Source organism: Paenibacillus sp. FSL R5-0923 (assembly GCF_038009145.1).
Classification (GTDB): domain Bacteria; phylum Bacillota; class Bacilli; order Paenibacillales; family Paenibacillaceae; genus Paenibacillus_AQ.
On the sequence record NZ_JBBPAT010000001.1, the window covers coordinates 4,742,264 to 4,762,392 of the forward strand.

16 protein-coding genes are annotated in these 20,129 nt (G+C 46.2%); 3 read left to right on the plus strand and 13 right to left on the minus strand.

The window, feature by feature from the left end; genetic code table 11:
* Nucleotides 1–50 precede the first annotated feature (50 nt).
* Nucleotides 51–2,543, minus strand: a complete 2,493-nt coding sequence (gene hrpB, locus MKX35_RS21210) for an ATP-dependent helicase HrpB (RefSeq protein ID WP_076298883.1) — start codon at nucleotides 2,541–2,543, stop codon at nucleotides 51–53.
* A 156-nt stretch (nucleotides 2,544–2,699) separates the two neighbouring features.
* On the opposite strand from hrpB, the gene MKX35_RS21215 reads away from it, so the two are divergent.
* Complete coding sequence (locus MKX35_RS21215) at nucleotides 2,700–3,119, plus strand: GNAT family N-acetyltransferase (RefSeq protein WP_076298882.1); 420 nt, start codon at nucleotides 2,700–2,702, stop codon at nucleotides 3,117–3,119.
* Nucleotides 3,120–3,234: 115 nt separating this feature from the next.
* Here MKX35_RS21215 and MKX35_RS21220 read toward each other — a convergent pair whose 3' ends face one another.
* Nucleotides 3,235–3,633: a DnaJ family domain-containing protein gene (locus MKX35_RS21220; RefSeq protein WP_076298881.1), complete on the minus strand. Its 399-nt coding sequence runs from the start codon at nucleotides 3,631–3,633 to the stop codon at nucleotides 3,235–3,237.
* 1,089 nt (nucleotides 3,634–4,722) lie between these two features.
* Between MKX35_RS21220 and MKX35_RS21225 the strand changes: the two genes are divergently transcribed.
* On the plus strand, nucleotides 4,723–5,202 hold the full coding sequence (locus tag MKX35_RS21225) for an SRPBCC family protein (protein ID WP_076298880.1): 480 nt from the start codon (nucleotides 4,723–4,725) through the stop codon (nucleotides 5,200–5,202).
* Here MKX35_RS21225 and MKX35_RS21230 read toward each other — a convergent pair.
* From MKX35_RS21230 to MKX35_RS21245, 4 genes are all read right to left on the minus strand, one after another.
* A complete protein-coding gene (locus MKX35_RS21230) occupies nucleotides 5,191–6,000 on the minus strand; it encodes an SDR family oxidoreductase (protein ID WP_042187718.1) in 810 nt (269 codons plus the stop codon). The genes MKX35_RS21225 and MKX35_RS21230 overlap by 12 nt on opposite strands.
* A 138-nt stretch (nucleotides 6,001–6,138) precedes the next feature.
* Nucleotides 6,139–7,005 carry a transglutaminase family protein gene (locus MKX35_RS21235; protein WP_042187715.1) on the minus strand — a complete coding sequence of 289 codons (867 nt, stop codon included), beginning with the start codon at nucleotides 7,003–7,005 and terminating at the stop codon, nucleotides 6,139–6,141.
* A complete protein-coding gene (locus tag MKX35_RS21240) occupies nucleotides 7,002–7,955 on the minus strand; it encodes an alpha-E domain-containing protein (protein ID WP_076282772.1) in 954 nt (317 codons plus the stop codon). Before MKX35_RS21240 ends, MKX35_RS21235 begins: the two co-directional genes overlap by 4 nt.
* A 72-nt stretch (nucleotides 7,956–8,027) precedes the next feature.
* The gene (locus MKX35_RS21245) at nucleotides 8,028–9,491 is read right to left on the minus strand and encodes a circularly permuted type 2 ATP-grasp protein (RefSeq protein ID WP_076282773.1); all 1,464 of its coding nucleotides are present in this window, start codon (nucleotides 9,489–9,491) and stop codon (nucleotides 8,028–8,030) included.
* A 352-nt stretch (nucleotides 9,492–9,843) separates the two neighbouring features.
* Between MKX35_RS21245 and MKX35_RS21250 the strand changes: the two genes are divergently transcribed.
* Complete coding sequence (locus MKX35_RS21250; RefSeq protein ID WP_076298879.1) at nucleotides 9,844–10,731, plus strand: DUF1835 domain-containing protein; 888 nt, start codon at nucleotides 9,844–9,846, stop codon at nucleotides 10,729–10,731.
* A 127-nt stretch (nucleotides 10,732–10,858) separates the two neighbouring features.
* On the opposite strand, the gene ftsY is transcribed toward MKX35_RS21250, so the two are convergent.
* From ftsY to fabD, 7 genes are all read right to left on the minus strand, one after another.
* Nucleotides 10,859–11,857 (minus strand): signal recognition particle-docking protein FtsY, encoded by a 999-nt coding sequence (ftsY, locus tag MKX35_RS21255; protein ID WP_042187710.1) that lies wholly within the window; start codon nucleotides 11,855–11,857, stop codon nucleotides 10,859–10,861.
* Nucleotides 11,858–12,026: 169 nt separating this feature from the next.
* Complete coding sequence (smc, locus tag MKX35_RS21260) at nucleotides 12,027–15,596, minus strand: chromosome segregation protein SMC (protein ID WP_076282775.1); 3,570 nt, start codon at nucleotides 15,594–15,596, stop codon at nucleotides 12,027–12,029.
* 171 nt (nucleotides 15,597–15,767) lie between these two features.
* A complete protein-coding gene (gene rnc / locus MKX35_RS21265; protein ID WP_042127220.1) occupies nucleotides 15,768–16,472 on the minus strand; it encodes a ribonuclease III in 705 nt (234 codons plus the stop codon).
* A gap of 12 nt (nucleotides 16,473–16,484) precedes the next feature.
* Entirely contained in the window at nucleotides 16,485–17,723 is a 1,239-nt protein-coding gene (gene fabF, locus MKX35_RS21270) for a beta-ketoacyl-ACP synthase II (RefSeq protein WP_076282776.1), read from the minus strand.
* Nucleotides 17,724–17,941: 218 nt separating this feature from the next.
* Nucleotides 17,942–18,175 carry an acyl carrier protein gene (locus tag MKX35_RS21275; RefSeq protein ID WP_036686493.1) on the minus strand — a complete coding sequence of 78 codons (234 nt, stop codon included), beginning with the start codon at nucleotides 18,173–18,175 and terminating at the stop codon, nucleotides 17,942–17,944.
* Nucleotides 18,176–18,399: 224 nt separating this feature from the next.
* Nucleotides 18,400–19,149, minus strand: coding sequence for a 3-oxoacyl-[acyl-carrier-protein] reductase (fabG, locus tag MKX35_RS21280; RefSeq protein WP_042187706.1), 750 nt, complete (start codon nucleotides 19,147–19,149; stop codon nucleotides 18,400–18,402).
* Between the two features lie 52 nt (nucleotides 19,150–19,201).
* The gene (gene fabD / locus MKX35_RS21285) at nucleotides 19,202–20,125 is read right to left on the minus strand and encodes an ACP S-malonyltransferase (protein ID WP_042187705.1); all 924 of its coding nucleotides are present in this window, start codon (nucleotides 20,123–20,125) and stop codon (nucleotides 19,202–19,204) included.
* Nucleotides 20,126–20,129 lie beyond the last annotated feature (4 nt).

The window sequence follows — 20,129 nt, forward strand, 5'->3', positions numbered from 1 at the left end:
AGCTGAAGACAAAACATCTAATTAAAATTTCAAGTGCACGAAGGACCCTATTATTTCTTGGGACGTGCTCGATTGGTCGGAATAGCTTGCAAGGGGTCGTCTGGCCAATAGTGCTTCGGATAACGTCCTTTTAGATCCTTTTTAACCTCAAAATAAGTACCACGCCAAAAGCTTGCAAGGTCAGAAGTCACCTGCATCGGCCTTCTTGCCGGTGATAAAAGATGAAGCAATACTGGTACCTTCCCCCCTCCAATTCTAGGGGTGTCTAACTGTCCAAACATCTCTTGCAAACGCACAGCCAGTACGGGAGCAGCTGGATTAGCATAGTCCACGGGCACACGCGAACCACTAGGAACTGTTATATGTGTCGGCGCTTCCTGTTCAAGAAGCTGTCGCTGATTCCAGTCCAGCAACCCCTCAAGCGCACGGGATAACGGGATTCGCTGAAGGTCGCGCAAGTTACGCATACCGTGAATGTAAGGTAAAAGCCATTCATCAAGCGTCTCAATTAATGCTTCATCAGAGACATCCGGCCAATCTGAACGTAAGGCGTGCATAAACATTAGCCGCTCACGAAGCTGCAGAGGTCCCTTTTCCCACGGTAAGATATCAATCCCACCCTCTGCGATTACACTTAGCAGTACTTTCGCTGTTTCTTCCGCGGAGGGTCTTTCATGTGACGTTTCTTTTAAGACAAGAGCGCCAAGCATCGTTCGACGGCGTTTCTTCACACTTCCACTTTCTTTATCCCAATGCACGTCAGAATCCTCTGTGATGTGATCTATATGATATTTAAGCAGTTGTCCTTCTTCTAGCTCAGCTGCCAGCAAGATTGCACCTTGTGTGGCTCGATCGTCAACAGACGCGGCCACAATATAAGCGGATCGGGCCAGCGGTTGCCCTTCCCGCATGGCCACGCCACGACCGGCAGAGAGCAGAAACGCGCCATCACCGCGTTTCTGCCCGATACGGTCGGGATAGGCGAACGACAGAAGCAGCCCGCAGAGGCTGATGTCGTTCACGGTCCCGCCCGGCGCTGCTTGCAGCTGCGCCAGGAAATTGCGGCTCTCGCGCACCACCGCGCGCAGAGCCGCAGAGTCCGCTCCGCCCGTGTCGGCGGAGCGTTCGAACCGGAGCAGCGCCTCTACGCGGAGCGTGAGGTCGCAATCTAGTGCCGCGGGACCCTTGAACAGGTCCCGCTCTTGCAGCAGCGCCGCCAGCCGGCAGGCGAGCGGTGCTGCGTTAAGCTCTGCCGCGCGCAGCAGCATATGCGCGGCTCGCGGGTGCGCGCCAAGCACGGCCATGCTGCGGCCGTGCGGCGTAATGGCGCCGCCAGCGTCCAGCGCGCCGAGCTGGCGCAGAAGCGCGGTGCCCTGCGCATAGAGCACAGCGGGCGGCGCGTCAAGCCAAGCTAGCGCGGCAGGATCGCGCACGCCCCACAGCGCCAGCTCCAAAGCGAGCTGCGCAAGATCCGTCTCCATAATCTCCGGCACATTGTCATCCGGAAGGCGATTATGCTCCTCCTGACTCCACAGCCTGTAGCATACGCCCGGAGCTGTCCGCCCGGCCCGTCCTCGCCGCTGATCGGCAGAGGCTTTCGAAACCGGAACCGTCGTAAGACTTGGCATTCCCGTACGCGGAGAGAAAATCTGCGTACGACGCAGCCCTGTATCAATTACCGTTCGCACACCTTCGATCGTCAAGCTTGTCTCCGCAATGGAGGTCGCTAGTACGACTTTACGTTCGCCGTTTATGGATGGAGCCACTGCAGCATCCTGCATAGCCTGAGGTAATTGTCCGTATAAAGGACGAAGCACTATTCCGTCAGGCAGTTTTCCATGTTCCAACTCATTTTGGGTTCTGCGAATCTCCCGTTCACCCGGCAAGAATACAAGTACATCTCCCGGCTGTTCAGCAAGCGCATGTCTCACTGCGGCTGTGGCCAATTTTTCAATAGGAAGATTTCCTTTAGTTGGGTTATAGATAGTTTCCACCGGATAGGTTCGTCCCGGACAATCAATCACTGGCGCATCGCCCAGCATAACCGAGACCCGTTCACTATCCAATGTTGCTGACATAATCAGAATCCGAAGATCATCACGCAGCACAGCCTGCGCTTCCAGCGCCAGAGCTAGTCCCAGATCCGCATGTAGACTACGCTCATGGAACTCATCAAAAATAATCAGACCCACATCCCCTAGCGATGGATCACTCTGAAGCATCCTCGTTAAGACACCTTCAGTCACTACAACAATTCGTGTATTCTTGCCTACCTTAGTGTCGTTCCGCATCCGATAACCTACCGTCTGTCCAACACTTTCTCCAAGATTGGACGCCATGTAAGTTGCAGCTGATCTAGCGGCAAGTCTTCTAGGCTCAAGCATAAGAATGCTTTTACCAGCCATCCATGGCTCGTCCAGAAATGCCGGAGGCGTTCCAGTTGTTTTGCCCGCACCGGGTTCTGCGATCAGAACAGCTGCCCGTGTTGAGCGAAGTATGTGTTTCAGGTCTGGAAGCACCTGTATAATTGGAAGCTGTTTCATTATATCTCTCCATCGTTTGTAATAATATGTTATGATTTCCTTTGATGTGGTCTAAACCTTATTCATCATGTGCGAAAAAACTTCAAAGATCAAGACAATCTGTACTTACCATTTCAAGTATAACTTTCTTATATTATAAAAAGGAGACTTTCTAAAATGCTCGTAACTAAAGCCACTATTTCAGATTTATCTATACTCAGCAAGATCGATAGCATGGTCATTGGCAGCGAAATTCGCAAACCTAAAATTGAACAATATATTCTAAATGAGCAATGTGTTGTAGCATCGATTAACAGTGAGCCTGTCGGTTTTGCTTGTTACGATACCACTTTTTTCGAATGCTGTTTTATTCAGCTCGTAATTGTGAATCCCAATTTCAGACGTCTTGGCATTGCCGGTGCACTTATTCGTTACATTGAAGAACACTCTCCAACCCCTAAGCTGTTTACTTCCACCAATGAATCCAATACGATCATGCAGCAAGTGTGTCTTTCTCTAGGATTTGTAAGAAGCGGAATCATTGAGAATTTAGACGATGGTGATCCAGAATGGGTATATTTCAAGCAAGTAAAATGACACTTGTGAAACGAAGCACGCAAAAAGGCAGCTCTTTCGTCTCTTTATGGACTAAGAGCTGCCTTTATATCACACTATTTATCCTCATGTCCATACAATAGGACCCTAATAAGCGTTATTCTTCTTCCCTAATTATCTGTTCGTGTATTTGAACACTGTATTGCATAAAAGCAGGATTACTATCTAAGCCTCGTTCACGCAGAAGCTCTTGCAGACGCAGCCTTTTCAAAGACAATTTTGCCCGGATAGCCTTGCCTTCACTAGTTTCAGTGCCTCCGCTATTGTGGCAGGCAGCAAGCAGCCCTTCGAGGGTAACGCATTCTGCACGCAAAGATACTTCCTCGGGCACCAGCCCGGAATTCTTCATAATTTTGAAAGACATGCGCAATTCTTCTGGCACGCCCGATAAATCCTCAAGCTCCAGTGGCTTGCCATGCCCAGGTAAATCTCCAAATTCCCCATTACGCATAGATTCCTGAATCCGCTGCTCAACCAGCCAGGACATCATCCCCATATACGCAGCCTCCTTCACCAATACCACTACTATGATCTATCCCGCCTAAGCAAAAGTATGGTAAGCAGAATTGCGTCTATTTTAGCATAAAAAACTGTAGATTTACATCAAACTGCCGCAATGCATTCTTATAAAAGGCGATCCTTCTCCGTTCTATGAATCTTCCTCGTCATCGCAGATCGTTCGGACTAAGGAGCCCTTATTTCGCAATTTCAGGCTATTTTGCTACACTATCGGACTCAGTTGTACCTATTCACGCAAATACACCCTATTTTTAATAGAAATTGTGGAAATAAGAGCTATGCAGTCCGAAAAGTCTGCGCATCCTCATATTCGCCTCCGCAGATCGCTCAGGACTCAAGAGTCCCCATTCCGCAAATTCAATTCATTCTGCTACACCATCATTATCTGCTCCCTGTCCGCAACATATTACAGACGCCTAACCAAACCGTACAATAGTTTTTTTTCATGCGAACAATTGTTATACTCGTTCTAATAAGCCTCAACTCAACAAGAAAAACGCCTGACGTCGTCCTTGGAGGTAGAGTTACAAGCTGAGTACATCCGTAATTCCATACTCGTATCCATATACACCTTCGTAGTGAGCACTTATTCCCTAATAACAAGCCCCTTCCCGGTGATCTGGGGCGAATAACAGCGCTGGCTCATTTACGTTACCGGCGGCACATTGTATTCGGTTTTTCGCATACATTTGGCTCGTTTACGTTACCGGCGGCACATTGTATTCGATTTTTCGCATACATTTGGCTCGTTTATGTTACCGTCGGCACATTGTATTCGATTTTTCGCATACATTTGGCTCATTTACGTTATTGGCGGCACATTTGTATTCGGTTTTTCGCATACATTTGTCCGTAGGCTCGACTAAAACATGCATTTCGGAGGATATAAGGTCCGCTCGGTTTTTAGAATCTGACGGATGACTCCTCGTTTATTTCATGTCTCCTGCTTCTTCACGTTCACCCCTCCTTCCTCTTTCTTCGGAGTTATCCACATTTTTTTTGTATTGTATAATTTCCTAAACAATAAAAAAAGGACTACAGCAGTAGTCCAAAGGAGAAATATAACATGATAGCTAACCTCAAAAAAGCAGATGATCATTATGTCGCTCGTTTCGAACGTCAACTAAAACATCCCGCATCAGAATTATGGTCCTTTCTGACAGAGAATGAGAAGCTAGCTTTATGGTTCACTGAATTACGTGTTGAAGACCTGTGTGAAGGTGGATTAATCAAGTTTGATATGCAAGACGGAACCTTTGAGGAAATGACGATTACCGCCCTGCAACATGAATCTGTTCTTGAATTTACGTGGGCTGAAGATTCCGTTCGCTTTGAGCTATATCCTAATTCAGAAGGCTGCCTTCTCGTCTTGAATGAAACGATCCGAACGCTCACGCCACACACACCCCGAGATTTAGCTGGCTGGCATGTATGTCTGGACGTGATCCAGCATCTTCTGGATGGTACGACGCTGGAGTCACGAAAAGCTGAATGGAACGTTTGGTATGAACGATACCGAGAAGCGATCTCTAAATTAGGACAATAAGGATTCTGCTCCATCAATCACAATTTGCGCACCTGTAATATGAATGGATTCATCGGAAGCCAAAAAAGAAACTAGATCGGCAACATTATCCGGTTTACCCGGCCCATCCGCCAGCGGCTGAGCACCATCGGGAAATTCAATCGGAATGACGATCGCTTCTACTTCTTCGTTCATTTCAGTGGTTTCATCTATATTGGTAGCAATCGCCCCAGGGCAGATCACATTCACTCGAATTTTAAACTTAGCTAGCTCAAGTGCAGCCATTTTGGCAAAAGCTACCTGTCCAGCTTTGGTAGTACTATATGTAGACCACCCAAAGCTGGCAAATCTAGTATTCCCATTGATGGAGCTAGTGATGATAATGCTACCTTTCCCTTTATCCTTCAGATGAGGGATCGTATATTTTAATGTCAAAAAGGTCCCCGTCAAGTTCACCGACATCGTGCGCTCCCAATCACTCAGGCTCAGTTCCTCTATAGGTCCCACCGCACCATTGATTCCCGCGTTAGCGAATACTACATCTAAGCCGCCGAATTGTTCGACTGTCCTGCGCACGGCTTCCTCCATCCCTTTTTCATCCGAAGTGTCTACCTCTATGGCCAATGCACAATCTTTGCGAAACTTGTTTAGCTTATCCGCCAAAGATGAGGTACGTTCAAGATTCAAATCAAAAAGCGCTACATTAGCACCTTCCCTCGCCAGCTTAATAGCGGTAGCCCGACCAATTCCTGAGCCCGCTCCTGTAATAATTGCTGTTTTTCCAATAAATCTTTGTTTCTTAGCTATGTTTGGACTCATATGTAATCTCTCCCTTAAGATCTCTTAGTGATGTACTATGGATCAAGATTACCCAAATACATGCACACTGGAATCATCTTCACAAAAAAACTCCCCGTTCAAAAGCTTGAACTGAGAGTTTCATCTAGATCTATACATCTAATTGTCCAGCTTCCGCACATCCACTTTCACGGTCAGAGTGCCTGCTCCACCACGATATACACCTTTTACAGGTACAATATCTTTGTAGTCCCGTCCGTGACCTAACTTAATGTAACGCCAATTGACCTCAACATTATTCGTCGGATCGAAACCAAGCCAACCTGTACCCGGAATGTGAGTCTCCACCCAAGCATGTGAGGCTTGCTCAAAATTAGCATTACTCCCTTGCAAATCACCAACAAAATGATATCCACTTACATATCTGGACGGCAGACCGACACTACGGCAGACAGCAATCATTAGATGAGCATAATCCTGACATACACCGCGTTTAAGCTTCAGTGCTTTTTTTACCGTAGTATTTACACTTGTAGCCTCAGGGTCATAGGTGAACTGTTCATAAATCGTCGCCGATAATTTAAGAATCCATTCATACATATCCTCTGCTTCATTAAAAGGGTACTGTGAGGCAAACTCCACTAATTCAGGCGTCACCTCGGTATAACGAGTCGGCAATATAAACTCAATATAACGGTTCTGAAATCCCTCGTCATTTAACAATCTAATTTGTTCTTCAAGAGATGTTCTCGGGAGATCTGTCCCCTGAGCTTTATCCAGTGTAACTACAGTAGCTTTAGTGTGGATGACCATCTCCGTATGCGGTTTATTAACCGAATAGGCATGGACCCGATTCCCGAAGAAATCCTCATAGGTTAATAGATTGGCTGGCGGGTAAATATCCACTTCATGGTGATAACAGGATTGGCGATAATTCGTGCGTGGCGTGAGTCTGATCTCATTGACACTGTCCGTAACCGGCTCTGGATAGCTGTATGTGGTGGTATGATTGATTTGAATCTTCATACAGACACTCCTTCTCGCCGAAAAAAGGCGCCCTCCATTGTTTTACCAAGTTTTTGACAGGATATCACCAGCGATTTAAGCACATCTTCCACTAGCTCGCCGGACATTTCTTCCTTTTCCATATAATCCAGCTCTGCTTTTAGCTTACCCGCTTGCCGGATAACCTTCTCATGACCTGAACCTTTCTCTGAGGGATCTAGTTCAAGCTTTGCTAAATGCTCTTCCAGCTGATGAAAAGAAAAACGAATGGAACGCGGAAATTTGGGATTCGCAATCAAGAAATCTAAAATGCTCTCCGGGGACATAGCATCTGCATAATAACGGCGAAACGCCTGGTACCCACTAACGGATTTAAGCACCGCCTGCAACTGAGTATAAACCGCGTCAAGCTCCTTAAATCGGCATGAGGCAATGACCGCCTGCAAGATACGAGTTGTATTCTCTGCCCGCTCTAGAAACCGTCCGCTCTCAATGAAATGCCACTCATTCCCTCTAAGCATTACCGACTGCTCTGCTCCGAGAAACATGGCTGTACGCTCCTTAACCTGCTGATAGAACTGATGTGGGCCGCTCATAATATCTGCAACAGACCGCTCACCAAGCCATAGGTTGAAGCTGTTGACAACATCCCATAATTCACTTGGAAGCTGCTGACGGAGTGTTCGCAGATTATTTCTGGCATGATGTACACAAGAGAATAATGAATTAGAATTGCCTAAATCAAGTGTGATGAAAGATAGGACATCCTGCTCGGAAAAGGTTTCGAACTGCTGCATATATTCACCTCGAACGCCTAGCGCATCGATTAACCTTGACCATTTATGTCCTTCTTCATGAAAATCCTCTTCCTGCTGGATATGATAATGAACATTGATTAGCCGCGCATGATTCTCTGCCCTTTCAATATATCTGCCGATCCAGAACAAAGCTTCAGCATTTCGATTCAGCATCTCCAGCCACTCCCTTATTTAACAAATTGATGCTGCATTTTGTTAATCATCAACAAGCCTCACTAGGTTGTATCAAGCCATGACCCAAGTATCTTTTACGCCACCACCTTGCGAGGAGTTTACGACCAAAGACCCTTCTTTCATAGCCACCCGTGTCAATCCCCCAGGGATAACATGTGGCTTACGGTCAGCACCCATTAATACAAAAGCTCGAAGGTCGATATGTCTCGGTGCCATTGTTCCTCCTGACAATACCGGTGCTCTAGATAGAGACATGATCGGCTGCGCAATATAACGCTCCGGATCTGCGATAATCTTCATTCGAAATTCAGCGAGTTCTTCTTTCGTAGCTTCGCTTCCGATCAACATTCCATATCCCCCGGATAAAGAGGTTTCCTTAACAACCATTTCAGATAGGTTCTCAAGGACATATAAACGTTCATCAGGCCTGCCTAGCAGATAGGTCGGGACATTCCCAAGAATCGGTTCTTCATTCAGATAATAACGAATCATATCCGGTACATAGACATACATCGCTTTATCATCAGCAACACCAGTCCCCGGGGCATTAGCAATCGCTACATTCCCTGCCCGATACGCATTCATCAGACCCGCCACCCCTAGAAGTGAATCCGGCTGAAAAGCTAACGGATCGATGAAATCATCATCCAAACGGCGATATAGTACATCTACGCGGCGAAGTCCGTTCATTTCTTTCAAATATATTTTGTGATCCTTTGCAACCAAATCTCGTCCTTCAACCAAATGTATACCCATCTGTTGTGCTAGAAAAGCATGCTCATAATAAGCAGAATTGTATTCCCCAGGTGTAAGAAGTGCTATAACCGGATCTGACTTTCGTGAGGGTGATAAACTACGTAGAACGGATAAGAAGCGATTCAAGCTATGATCAACATCTCGGATGGAGCTGGCAAAGGACAATTCAGGAAACAACTGATTCATAAGGGTTCTGCCTTTAAAAAGATATGAAAAACCTGAAGGCGTTCGTAGATTATCTTCAAGCACATAATATTGCCCATCATGATGGCGAATCAGATCGATTCCCGAGGTAGTGATGTAGGCTCCACCAGGCACCCTTAGACCAGTCATTTCTGGCCGGAAATAACAGTTGGAGATGATCATACGCCTTGGGACTATTCCATCCTTTACGATGTACTGCTCATGGTAGATATCATGAATGAACAGATTCAAAGCCGTGATACGCTGAATAATTCCAGCCTCTAGCCTCTCCCATTCATTCTTAGGAATAATGCGTGGAATCATATCGAAGGGAATCGTACGCTCCATGGGATGATCCTGAGCCGGATTGTATAGCGTAAAAGTAATTCCTTCCTCCATCATCCTGCGCTGCATCAAATTCTGCTTACCCTGCAGCTCTTCGGAGCTCATTCCGGAAAACATGCGATTCACATGTCTATAATGCGGCCGGACATTTCTCTTATCTGCATACATTTCATCGAAAAAATGTTGCAGCGGATACGGAGACAGACCTGGCAGAGGATCTAATTTGGACATGAGCCCGACTCCTTTCGATAATGTTATCTTTACTAACAACCTATACTTTAATTTCTGAAAATATCCTTGAAAATATTGTTTTGTATTCCCATAATACGTAAATTCTATTGCCGATGTCAATATATATAACAGAGAAATGTGATCTCTGAATATTTCCGTGTTTTGGAATCGCTTCCTTTCTCTCTTATATAGGTTGCCGGAGCTGAAATGTAGTTTCTTCATTGAATTGTATGCAGGAGTAGTGACAAGCATTACTATTATGAATTTTTCATATGTTGGTTTTTTTATATAGTTGTCTGGGAAAGTAATTTCAGTTATATGGTATAATTTGGAGCGTTAGGAGAGTGAACAAATGGATCACAAATATACTATGACCATGGAGCAGGAAGAGGCTAGGCGGAAGCATATTTATCTTTTATTTGGTTTGTCAGAAGCTGGTTCGATGAAGGTAGCACTTAGTCGTGTAGGCAGTCGTCATTTAATAAGAGTACTTTCATTTAATGAGACGTTCTCTGCTGGACCGCTGTGCAAATTACATAATGATGAAGGGTGTCATGCCCGTGAGTTATGGTTTCAAGAACGATTTCCGGATCAGGGTTATCATCTCAATCCCCAGCATAAACTGGGAGCCATGATTCAGACCTTAAAAGAAATTCCCGAGGACAAAAAAATCACTATTTGGTGCGGAAACAACTCCCATGATCAGACAGGTTTACGATTTGCACTTTCTGTTCTTAGTGAGAGGAAGCAACCTATTTATGTTATAAATCCAATCGAAGCTTATGAGGAGCTTCCTGGGATTACTGAACAATATAGCATGGACTTATCTCCCCAGTCCCTGGGTCAGCTCCCAAACGAAGCTGTGCAAACTATTATCAAAAACACCGAAAATACGCAACCCCTTACCTCCGCGCAGAGAAAACAGTATGAGCTGGAGTGGCAAGAAATCAGCAACACTGAGGATATGCTTCGAGTATGGTTCAAAGGTCAGCTAACGAATGTACCCGAAACATACTATGACGAAGACATTTTATCCTTAATTCTGCAACTGCAAAAGAATGAACAGGGATTTCATTTCGTAAATGCAGGACTTATTGTAGGTGCAATTATAGGACAGTGGAATTTATTTATCAGTACCTCATTTATAGAATATCGCTTCTGGAGGCTTATTAGTGAGGGGAAGCTGTTATTTAAAGGGATACCCTACGCGATGCATTTGTACTTTTTAAGAATTCCTTAGAGGTCGCTACATTAACAACTAACAAACATTTTATAAAAAAGGAATGCCCTCATAAACTAAATATAGCTTCGAGGACATTCCTTGTAAATATGACTTCTTTATGATTATGTGTAGGGATGGATTACACTTACTCTTCCGATTCTTCTGACTCTTCCTCAGCAATTAATCCGGCAAAAAGAGCATGCACGAACTGCTGAGAATCAAATGGCTGCAAGTCTTCCATCTTTTCTCCGAGCCCTACGAGCTTCACTGGTAAGTTCATTTCCTGACGAATGGCTACTACAATTCCGCCTTTAGCTGTACCATCCAGCTTCGTCAAGACGAGCCCTGTTACCCCACTCTTTTCACCAAATAGCTTGGCTTGAGTAAGCGCATTTTGACCTGTGGTCGCATCTAGCACCATCAGTACTTCATGCGGAGCACTAGGAATTTCTCTTTGAATAACGCGGAAAATTTTGTTGAGCTCTTCCATCAGATTACTCTTATTCTGAAGTCTGCCTGCCGTATCGCAAATCAAGATATCTACATTCCGCTGCTTAGCCGCTTGAACAGCATCGAACATAACAGCGGCTGGGTCAGAGCCAGCTTGTTGCTTAATTACGTCTACGCCAGCACGTTGACCCCAAACTTCGAGCTGCTCAATCGCTCCGGCACGGAACGTATCCCCTGCGGCCAAAAGAACTTTTTTACCCTCTTGTTTGTAACGATGTGCTAGTTTACCGATCGTAGTCGTCTTGCCTACTCCATTTACCCCAACGAACAAAATAACTGTAATGCCATCCGGATTTTCCTTCAGGCTGTTATCGTCATCGCCGCGCAGCAATTCCATGAGCTTACGGGACAAAATGGGTTGCAGCTCTGCTGCATCTTCAATTCGCTTTTGCTTCACTTCGGCGCGCAGATCCTCGACAAGTGTCATTACTGTATTAACACCTACGTCCGCACCAATCAAGATTTCTTCCAGCTCTTCGTAGAACTCTTCATCTATTTTTTTACGGCGGATAATCAGGTCTGCTACCTTTTCGACAAAGCCTTTACGGGTTTTCTCTAATCCGTCGCGGAATTGTTTGGTTACACTTTCCGTTTTGCCGGAAATGCTTTCTTTTAACTTCCTGAAAAAGCTCATTTGTTTCCTCCTAAAAGTTTTGTGAGCGACACTTCATTGATTTAACTTCGTACAAAACTCGCTTCGGAAGCCTATGCTTAGTTTTGTATAAGATCACTACATCGAACAACTTCGTACAAAACTCGCTTCGAAAGCAGATACTTAAAAAAATCACCAATTTGGCAAGCCGTTAAGCGATCTCTGCTTCCTCATCCTCTAAACGTACAGAGACAAGCTTAGATACTCCGCCTTCTTCCATCGTCACTCCGTAGAGCACATCCGCCTCTTCCATCGTTCCTTTGCGGTGTGTAACGACGATAAATTGCGTTTGTTCCGAGAACTCACGCAAATACTGTGCAAAACGCACGACATTCGCTTCATCTAGCGCAGCCTCTACCTCATCCAGTACGCAGAACGGAACCGGCTTCACTTGCAGGATGGCAAACAAGAGGGCCATCGCAGTTAAGGCGCGTTCCCCACCAGATAGGAGCTGCAGGTTTTGAAGCTTTTTACCCGGTGGTTGGGCTACGATATCTATACCTGTTTCAAGCATATGTTCTGGATCCAGCAGCATGAGATCAGCTCGACCGCCTCCGAACAGCTTCGAGAATACCGTGCCGAATTGTTTACGGATCGCATCGAAGGTCTGTTTGAAGCGTTTGGACATTTCATCTTCCATCTCACGGATAACTTGATACAGGGTAGTCTTGGCTTCGACCAGGTCATCTTTTTGTCCACTGAGGAAGGTATAACGCTCATGAACACGCTGATATTCTTCAATCGCACCTAAGTTCACTTCGCCCAATGCAGAAATACTGCGTTTCAGACGCTGTACATCCGCTTGTGCGGCAGGCACATCTTCGGGCACAGGATAACGTTGCTTCGCTAGTTCATAGCTTAGCTCGTAATCATCACTCAGCTTACGAAGAATATTATCAAGTTCAACATCGAGACGACCCACAGAAACTTCAGTAGAACGCAGCTTGTCCTCCACGACTCTAAGTGCCTGACGCTGATCCTTGGTCTTACCCTCCTCTAGCTCAAGCTTACGGGTTAACGCTGAACGTTCCGCCCGAGCTAGATCCAAAGTACCGGCTGTCTCTTCCTTCTTCAGACGATAACTATTCAAATCTTCTTTCTGTTTCACGGTTTCCAAAGCATTACTAGCCAAATCCTGTTCGATCGTATGTAACAGATTTCGATTCTGGCGCAGCTCTTTATCCTGTGAACCCGCATCTTGTCTTAGACGACGTAATTGCTCCTCCAAGGAGAAAATCTCCTGATCGAGCTTGCCTTCCGAAACCTTCATACTGGTCAGCTTACCTTGCAACTCTTCCTTAGCGGATTCATTCGCTTTACGCGCCGATTCGGCATTACGGATACCCTCATGAGCTTCCTTCTCTTCCTTCTCGAGACGTTCAAGCTCAGCAGAGGCTTGTTTCCGAGTCTCCTCAAGCGTGCGGACCTCACTTTCAAAGCCACTACGTTCCGCGCCTGTGCTCTCCACTTGTTCCTGTACATGCCGAAGCTCCTGTTCAAGCTGCTTCAAATCGCCAGAAACACGTTGCTCTTCCAGTCTCTTCTCATCACCATCACGGCGCAGGTCCTCTAGCTTCACGCTAGCGTTCTCCTGCTCTTCACGAAGTCTGGCTATGCCTTGTTTCAGCTTAACAATTTGACGCTCGCTCTCTTCGATCTCACTGCTCAGCTGATCCAGCTGGCGTTTACGACTAAGTAAGCTATTGTTCTTCTTATGTTGGCTACCACCAGTCATGGAGCCCCCGGCATTGACTACATCACCCTCTAGCGTAACCACACGATAACGATACTGGCATCTTGCGGCGATGCGGTTGGCCTGCTCCAGGCTCTCAGCAATAACTACATTGCCAAGCAAACTGCCAACAATACTTGCATACTTATCATCGTATCCAACGAGTTCGGAACCAATTCCAACAAAACCTTCAGCATCTTCCACCATTCCTCGGTCACTACCGGAAATTTGGCGTGGCCGGATAACATCGAGTGGTAGAAAAGTAGCTCGTCCCAATTGACGTTGCTTCAGGAAAGATATCGCTTGACGAGACACGCTCTCATTATCCATAACCACGTGTTGCAGCGATGCACCCAGCGCAGTCTCAACAGCCATTTCCAGCTTCTCCGGAACGGAGATGAGTTCAGCAACCGCACCATGCACACCGTTAAGCTGTCCTTTACGAGCTCCTTTGAGAACTTCTTTAACCCCAAGCATAAAGCCATCGAAATCATCCTGCATTTCTTTCATGGTCTCGTGACGGGAGACTTGTGCTTCCCGCTTCTGTTCCCACTTTCTCAGACCTGATTGCGTCTCTTCAATCAGCTTCTGACGTTTACTAAGTTGTTCACTTTCAGTAATATAAGCACCACGAAGATTGCTTAGTTCTTTTCCAAGCTGGGCAATCTTGTCTTTTAGCCCTTTCTGGTTAGCAGACAGCTCATCATGCCGTGCAGTCCATTTGCCGCTTTCTTCTTCACTGCGGCTCATACGACGCTCCAGGTTCTCCTTCTGTTGATCCGCGTAACGAATTTCGTTACGTGCATTCGCCATAAGGTTCATTAACTCCAGGAGAGCACTTTTCAGCTTCTCCTCCTGGCTCTGACTAATACCGTCAGCGACACCTTCGAGTCTTGCCTCTTCCGCTTCGATCTGTTTCCGAAGCTCAACAAGCTTAAGCCGGGACGCTTCGAGCTTAGCTTCTAAATCCCCAAGCTCACGCTGTCGGTCCGCAGAACGCTCACCTACAGAACCTAATGTGAGCATTAACTGTTCACGGTTGCTCTCAAGATTACGCTTGCGTTCCTTCAACACTTCCCCGTAACCTTCGCTCTTCTCATAAGCTTCACTATAACGGAGCAATTGCTCTTGCTGCTTCTCGATCTGTTCTTCTAACGCGCGCAGTTCAGCACGTCCGCTTTCCAGCTTGGCATCATGGGCTGAGACAACTGTAGATAACTCCAGTTGCTCATCCTTTAAAGTTTCGAGCTTAGCGTTACCTTCCTGCCAAGCTGTATGAATGCCTTCAATCTGATGCACATAGACTGAAATTTCCTGATTCTTCAGTTGTTCCCGAAGCTCTTTAAAGCGAATGGCCTTCTCCGATTGATCCTTAAGGGGACCAATCTGATCCTCAAGCTCACTAATCAAATCGTGAATACGAAGCAAGTTTTGCTCCGTGTCGTCAAGCTTTCGACTTGCATCTTTTTTGCGCGATTTATATTTTACAATACCCGATGCCTCTTCGAATATGCCTCGCCGATCCTCGGAACGAGTACTCAGAATCTCTTCAATCCGACCCTGTCCGATAATCGAATAAGCCTCACGCCCGATACCGGTATCCATGAACAGCTCTGTGATATCCTTCAGTCGGCAGGATTGCTTATTAATTAAATATTCACTCTCACCACTACGGTGAACACGCCGAGTCACTGTAACTTCGCTGAAATCCAGTGGAAGCGTGTGATCCTCATTATCGAGCGTAAGTGATACTTCACCATAATTCACAGCTTTACGCGCGTCACTACCGGCAAAAATAATATCTTCCATCTTGCCGCCACGCAGTGATTTAGCACTCTGTTCGCCGAGCACCCAGCGTATGCCGTCAGAAATATTGCTCTTGCCGCTTCCGTTCGGACCCACTACGGCCGTTATTCCGCGCACAAATTCCATTTCTGTTTTGTCGGCAAATGATTTAAAACCAGCTAATTCTATCCGTTTCAAAAACATACTTGCCTATCACCTCTGACCCATTATACCATAGCGTTTATTCGCCTAAAATAGCTTCAAAATGAAGCTTGGCTATTCTTTCGAAAAAGAGCAGCAACGGTCTGAGCTCCGCCTAAACGCCGGTATTCAGACCTTTGCTGCTCTCCTCCGCTTGTCCACATGATGCAAAATTCAGGCACCATCTTCTTTCAGATGCAACAGTGCAGCTGCTGCAGCCTGCTGCTCTGCTTCCTTCTTCGAGCGGCCGCTCCCTTTACCAAGTGAACGGTTAGTCATTAACACTTCAGAGACGAATTCACGCTCATGCGCGGGTCCCCGTTCTTCAATGATCCGATATTCCAACGTACCCATATTGTGCTGCTGAATTAGCTCTTGCAGTTCCGTCTTATAATCGGTCATCTGCATTTGCAGTTTCCCATCCGTCTCCACAAGTGGAAATACGTGATTATCAAGAAAAGACCGTACAGTTTCCAGTCCTTGGTCAAGATAAAGCGCTCCCACGAAGGATTCGAACACATCAGCCAGCAGGGCCGGGCGAGTACGTCCGCCCGTAAGTTCTTCCCCTTTTCCCAGCAGTACATAACGGCCAAAACCTAAACTCTCAGCGAACTTAACCAGCGAAGGCTCGCATACGATAGCGGCACGTAGCTTGGTCAGTTCCCCTTCAGGTCGATCTGGCAACAGATTGTACAAATATTCAGAAACCGTCAGCTCCAGTACAGCATCCCCTAGAAATTCGAGACGCTCATTGTCCTGATGCTGATTGAAACGGTGTTCATTCACATAAGATGCATGGGTAAAGGCCTGCTTCAGAAGCACAGAATCGTGAAATTGGATTTGAAGTTGCTGTTGTAACTGCTTCAGTTCTCCTTTCACCGCGCTGTCCCCTTACTGATTATATTTTTTTAGAATAACTGTTGCGTTATGTCCCCCGAATCCAAACGAATTCGACATTACAATATCAAGATCCGCTTTACGTGGAACATTTGGTACATAATCCAAATCACATTCCGGGTCCTGGTTGTCCAAATTAATTGTTGGAGCAATCATGCCCTTTTGCAAAGAAAGTCCGCAGATAATAGCTTCAACTCCACCAGCAGCACCTAGAAGATGACCTGTCATGGATTTCGTTGAGCTAATAGCTACTTTATAGGCATGTTCGCCTAATGCTTTCTTAACAGCAGCCGTTTCTGATCGATCTCCTACAGGCGTTGAAGTACCATGTGCGTTGATGTAATCAATATCTTCAGGAGAGATACCAGCATCACGGATTGCCATCTTCATGCAGCGAGCTGCTCCATCTGGATCCGGTTCAGTCATATGGTGAGCATCAGCGCTTAGACCATAGCCAATTACCTCAGCATAAATCTTCGCTCCACGTTTCTCAGCATGTTCAAGGGATTCCAGAATCAAGATCCCAGCGCCCTCTCCCATAACGAAACCATCGCGATCTACATCAAATGGCCGACTAGCCTTCTCCGGCTCATCATTACGAGTGGACATCGCTCTCATTGCACAGAATCCTGCCATTCCTGTTGGACGAATGGTCGCTTCCGAACCACCGCAGATCATAGCATCCGCGTCTCCACGTTGAATCAGACGGAACGATTCCCCAATGGAATGACTTCCTGTAGCACAGGCTGTCACTGTAGTCGTATTCGGTCCCTTTGCACCGAGGTTAATGGACAGCTGCCCAGAACCCATGTTAGCGATCATCATCGGGATAAAGAACGGGCTAACCCGTTTTGGCCCTTTTTCAAGCAACAGATTATGATTGTCTTCCCAAGTACCAAGACCACCGATACCCGAACCAACAGATACACCGATCCGTTCAGCATCGATATCTTCACCGATCTTAAGTCCACTGTCTCTCAATGCATCTTCACCAGCAGCCACTGCAAATTGTACAAAACGGTCCATTTTGCGGGCTTCCTTGCGGCCAAAAAGAGCCTCCGGATCAAAGTCTTTAACTGATGAAGCAATTTGCGTAGTGTATTCACTGACATCAAACGCTTCAACCATCGATACACCTGATTTACCGCTCATCAGATTATCCCAGAACGTCTCCAAGTCTTTCCCCAGTGACGTAATTACGCCCATCCCGGTTACAACCACTCTATGACTCAAACACAATCACCCCATCTATAGGCTGTATACATTATATTCAGTACTTATATACTGCAAATTATTACTATATGAACAGCGATCACCGCATCATTAAAGCTTCCGCGGTTCTGTTATAATCCCTATGAAGCTGCACATGGCAACCTGTAATACAACTTTAATGCTGTATAAATGAGGAGAAGCCCCGCCCAAGTTGGAACGGGACTCTCAATCATATGACTCTAGGTATGAGATTGTATGTACTTCACAACTTCACCCACGGTCGTAATCGTCTCTGCATCTTCATCAGAGATTTCCATGTCGAATTCATCTTCCAATTCCATAACCAATTCTACTACATCAAGAGAATCAGCACCTAAATCATCTTTGAAAGACGCTTCTAATGTTACCTCAGCTTCATCGGCACCTAAGCGGTCGATGACAATGCGTTTTACACGCTCTAATACATCGGACATCCGGTTCACCTCCTCTTTTGGTATTATACGAGATATGAGGTCAAAATACCATAGACCGCAAAAAACGCTTTCCTGATCCCTCACATTTCATCTTTAAAACAGTGTAATTTCTCCCAAGCATAAACGCTTTCGGCGTCCTTATAAGGACGGTAAGTGTTTAAGCAAGAAATATAAAGATAAAGTATAGTGTGAAACTTATACTTTCTTATATTTTCAAAGGAGAATTACATATACATCCCGCCATCCACGTGTAGTGTCTGGCCGGTCATATAAGCGGCGCCTTCAGAAGCTAAGAAAACAACTGTCATAGCTACTTCTTCCGGACGCCCAAGGCGAGCTAGTGGAATGCCCTTCTCTAGCTCACTGCGAACCTCTTCAGAGAGCTCACGCGTCATATCTGTATCAATAAACCCAGGAGCGATACAGTTGACGGTGATGCCCCGCGAAGAAAGCTCACGAGCCGATGCCTTCGTTAAACCGATGACACCAGCCTTAGCTGCAGAGTAATTAGCCTGACCAGGGTTACCTGTCACGCCCACAACCGAGGAAATATTAATGATTCGGCCATAGCGCTGTTTCATCATCGGACGTGTTGCTGCCTTAAGGCAATTAAACACACCTTTCAGATTCGTCTCAATCACTTGATCGAACTCTTCCTCTTTCATGCGCATAATCAGGTTGTCCCTAGTAATGCCGGCATTATTGACAACAATGTCAATACGTCCCCAGGTATTAAGAACCTCTTTCACAAGGCTCTCGGCCTGTTCACTATTGCCGACATCTCCACGGAGTGCAATACCCTCCGAGCCAAGCTCGACAATACGAGCCACAGTCTCCTGTGCCGCCGCTTCACTTCCTGCATAGTTCACGGCCACCTTTACACCGTGTTCTGCAAGAGCAAGCGCGATACTACGGCCAATGCCACGTGAGCCGCCAGTTACAAGGGCCGTTTGGCCCCGCAATGCTGAGAACATAGTCTAATCCCCTTTCAATCATGATGCTGTTGTCAAAATGTTAAACCATTTCTTACAAAACAGTTTGGACACTTTCAAGTGTATTAATGTTGATTACTTTGACTGTTTTATCTATTTTGCGGATCAGACCTGCCAGAACACTACCAGAACCAATCTCAACAAAAGTGTCAACACCATCCGCAATCAACCATTCAATACTGTCTTGCCAAAGCACAGGAGAATACACCTGACGAACAAGCAGTTCGCGAATTTCTTCGGGATCTGTTACCGGTGATGCAGTGACGTTAACGATGACAGGTACATTTGGAGTGTTGAAGGTTACTTTCTTCAACTCTTCTGCCAAACGATCTGCAGCAGCTCTCATCATAGAAGAGTGAAAAGGTCCACTTACTTCTAGCGGAATTGCCCGCTTGCCACCAGCTTCTTTAACACGCTGCACAACACCATTAACGCCTTCCTGAGATCCGGAAACAACGATCTGACCTGGACAGTTAACGTTAGCCAGTTCTACAACACCATTCTCTTCAGAGATAGTTTGGCATAATGCTGCCAGCGCTTCTCGTTCTGCACCAAGCACTGCCGCCATTGCACCTTGTCCTCCTGGAACAGCTTCTTCCATGAAACGACCTCTCAAGCGTACAAGTGTTACAGCATCTTCATATGACAACACACCCGCAGCTACTAGTGCACTGTATTCACCAAGGCTATGACCAGCAACATAATCCGGCTTCAAGCCTTGTTCACGTAGAGCTTCAAGATAGGCTACGCTTGCTGTAAGAAGCGCTGGTTGCGTGTTTACCGTTTGCTTCAACTCACTGTCCGGTCCTTCAAAAATCAGCTTACTTAGTGGAAATCCGAGAACTTCATCCCCTTTCTCGAACACTGCACGGCTGTTTGGAAGAGCATCATAAACATCCTTGCCCATTCCAACTGCTTGTGCTCCCTGACCGGGAAAGACGAATGCAATTTTACTCATAAGT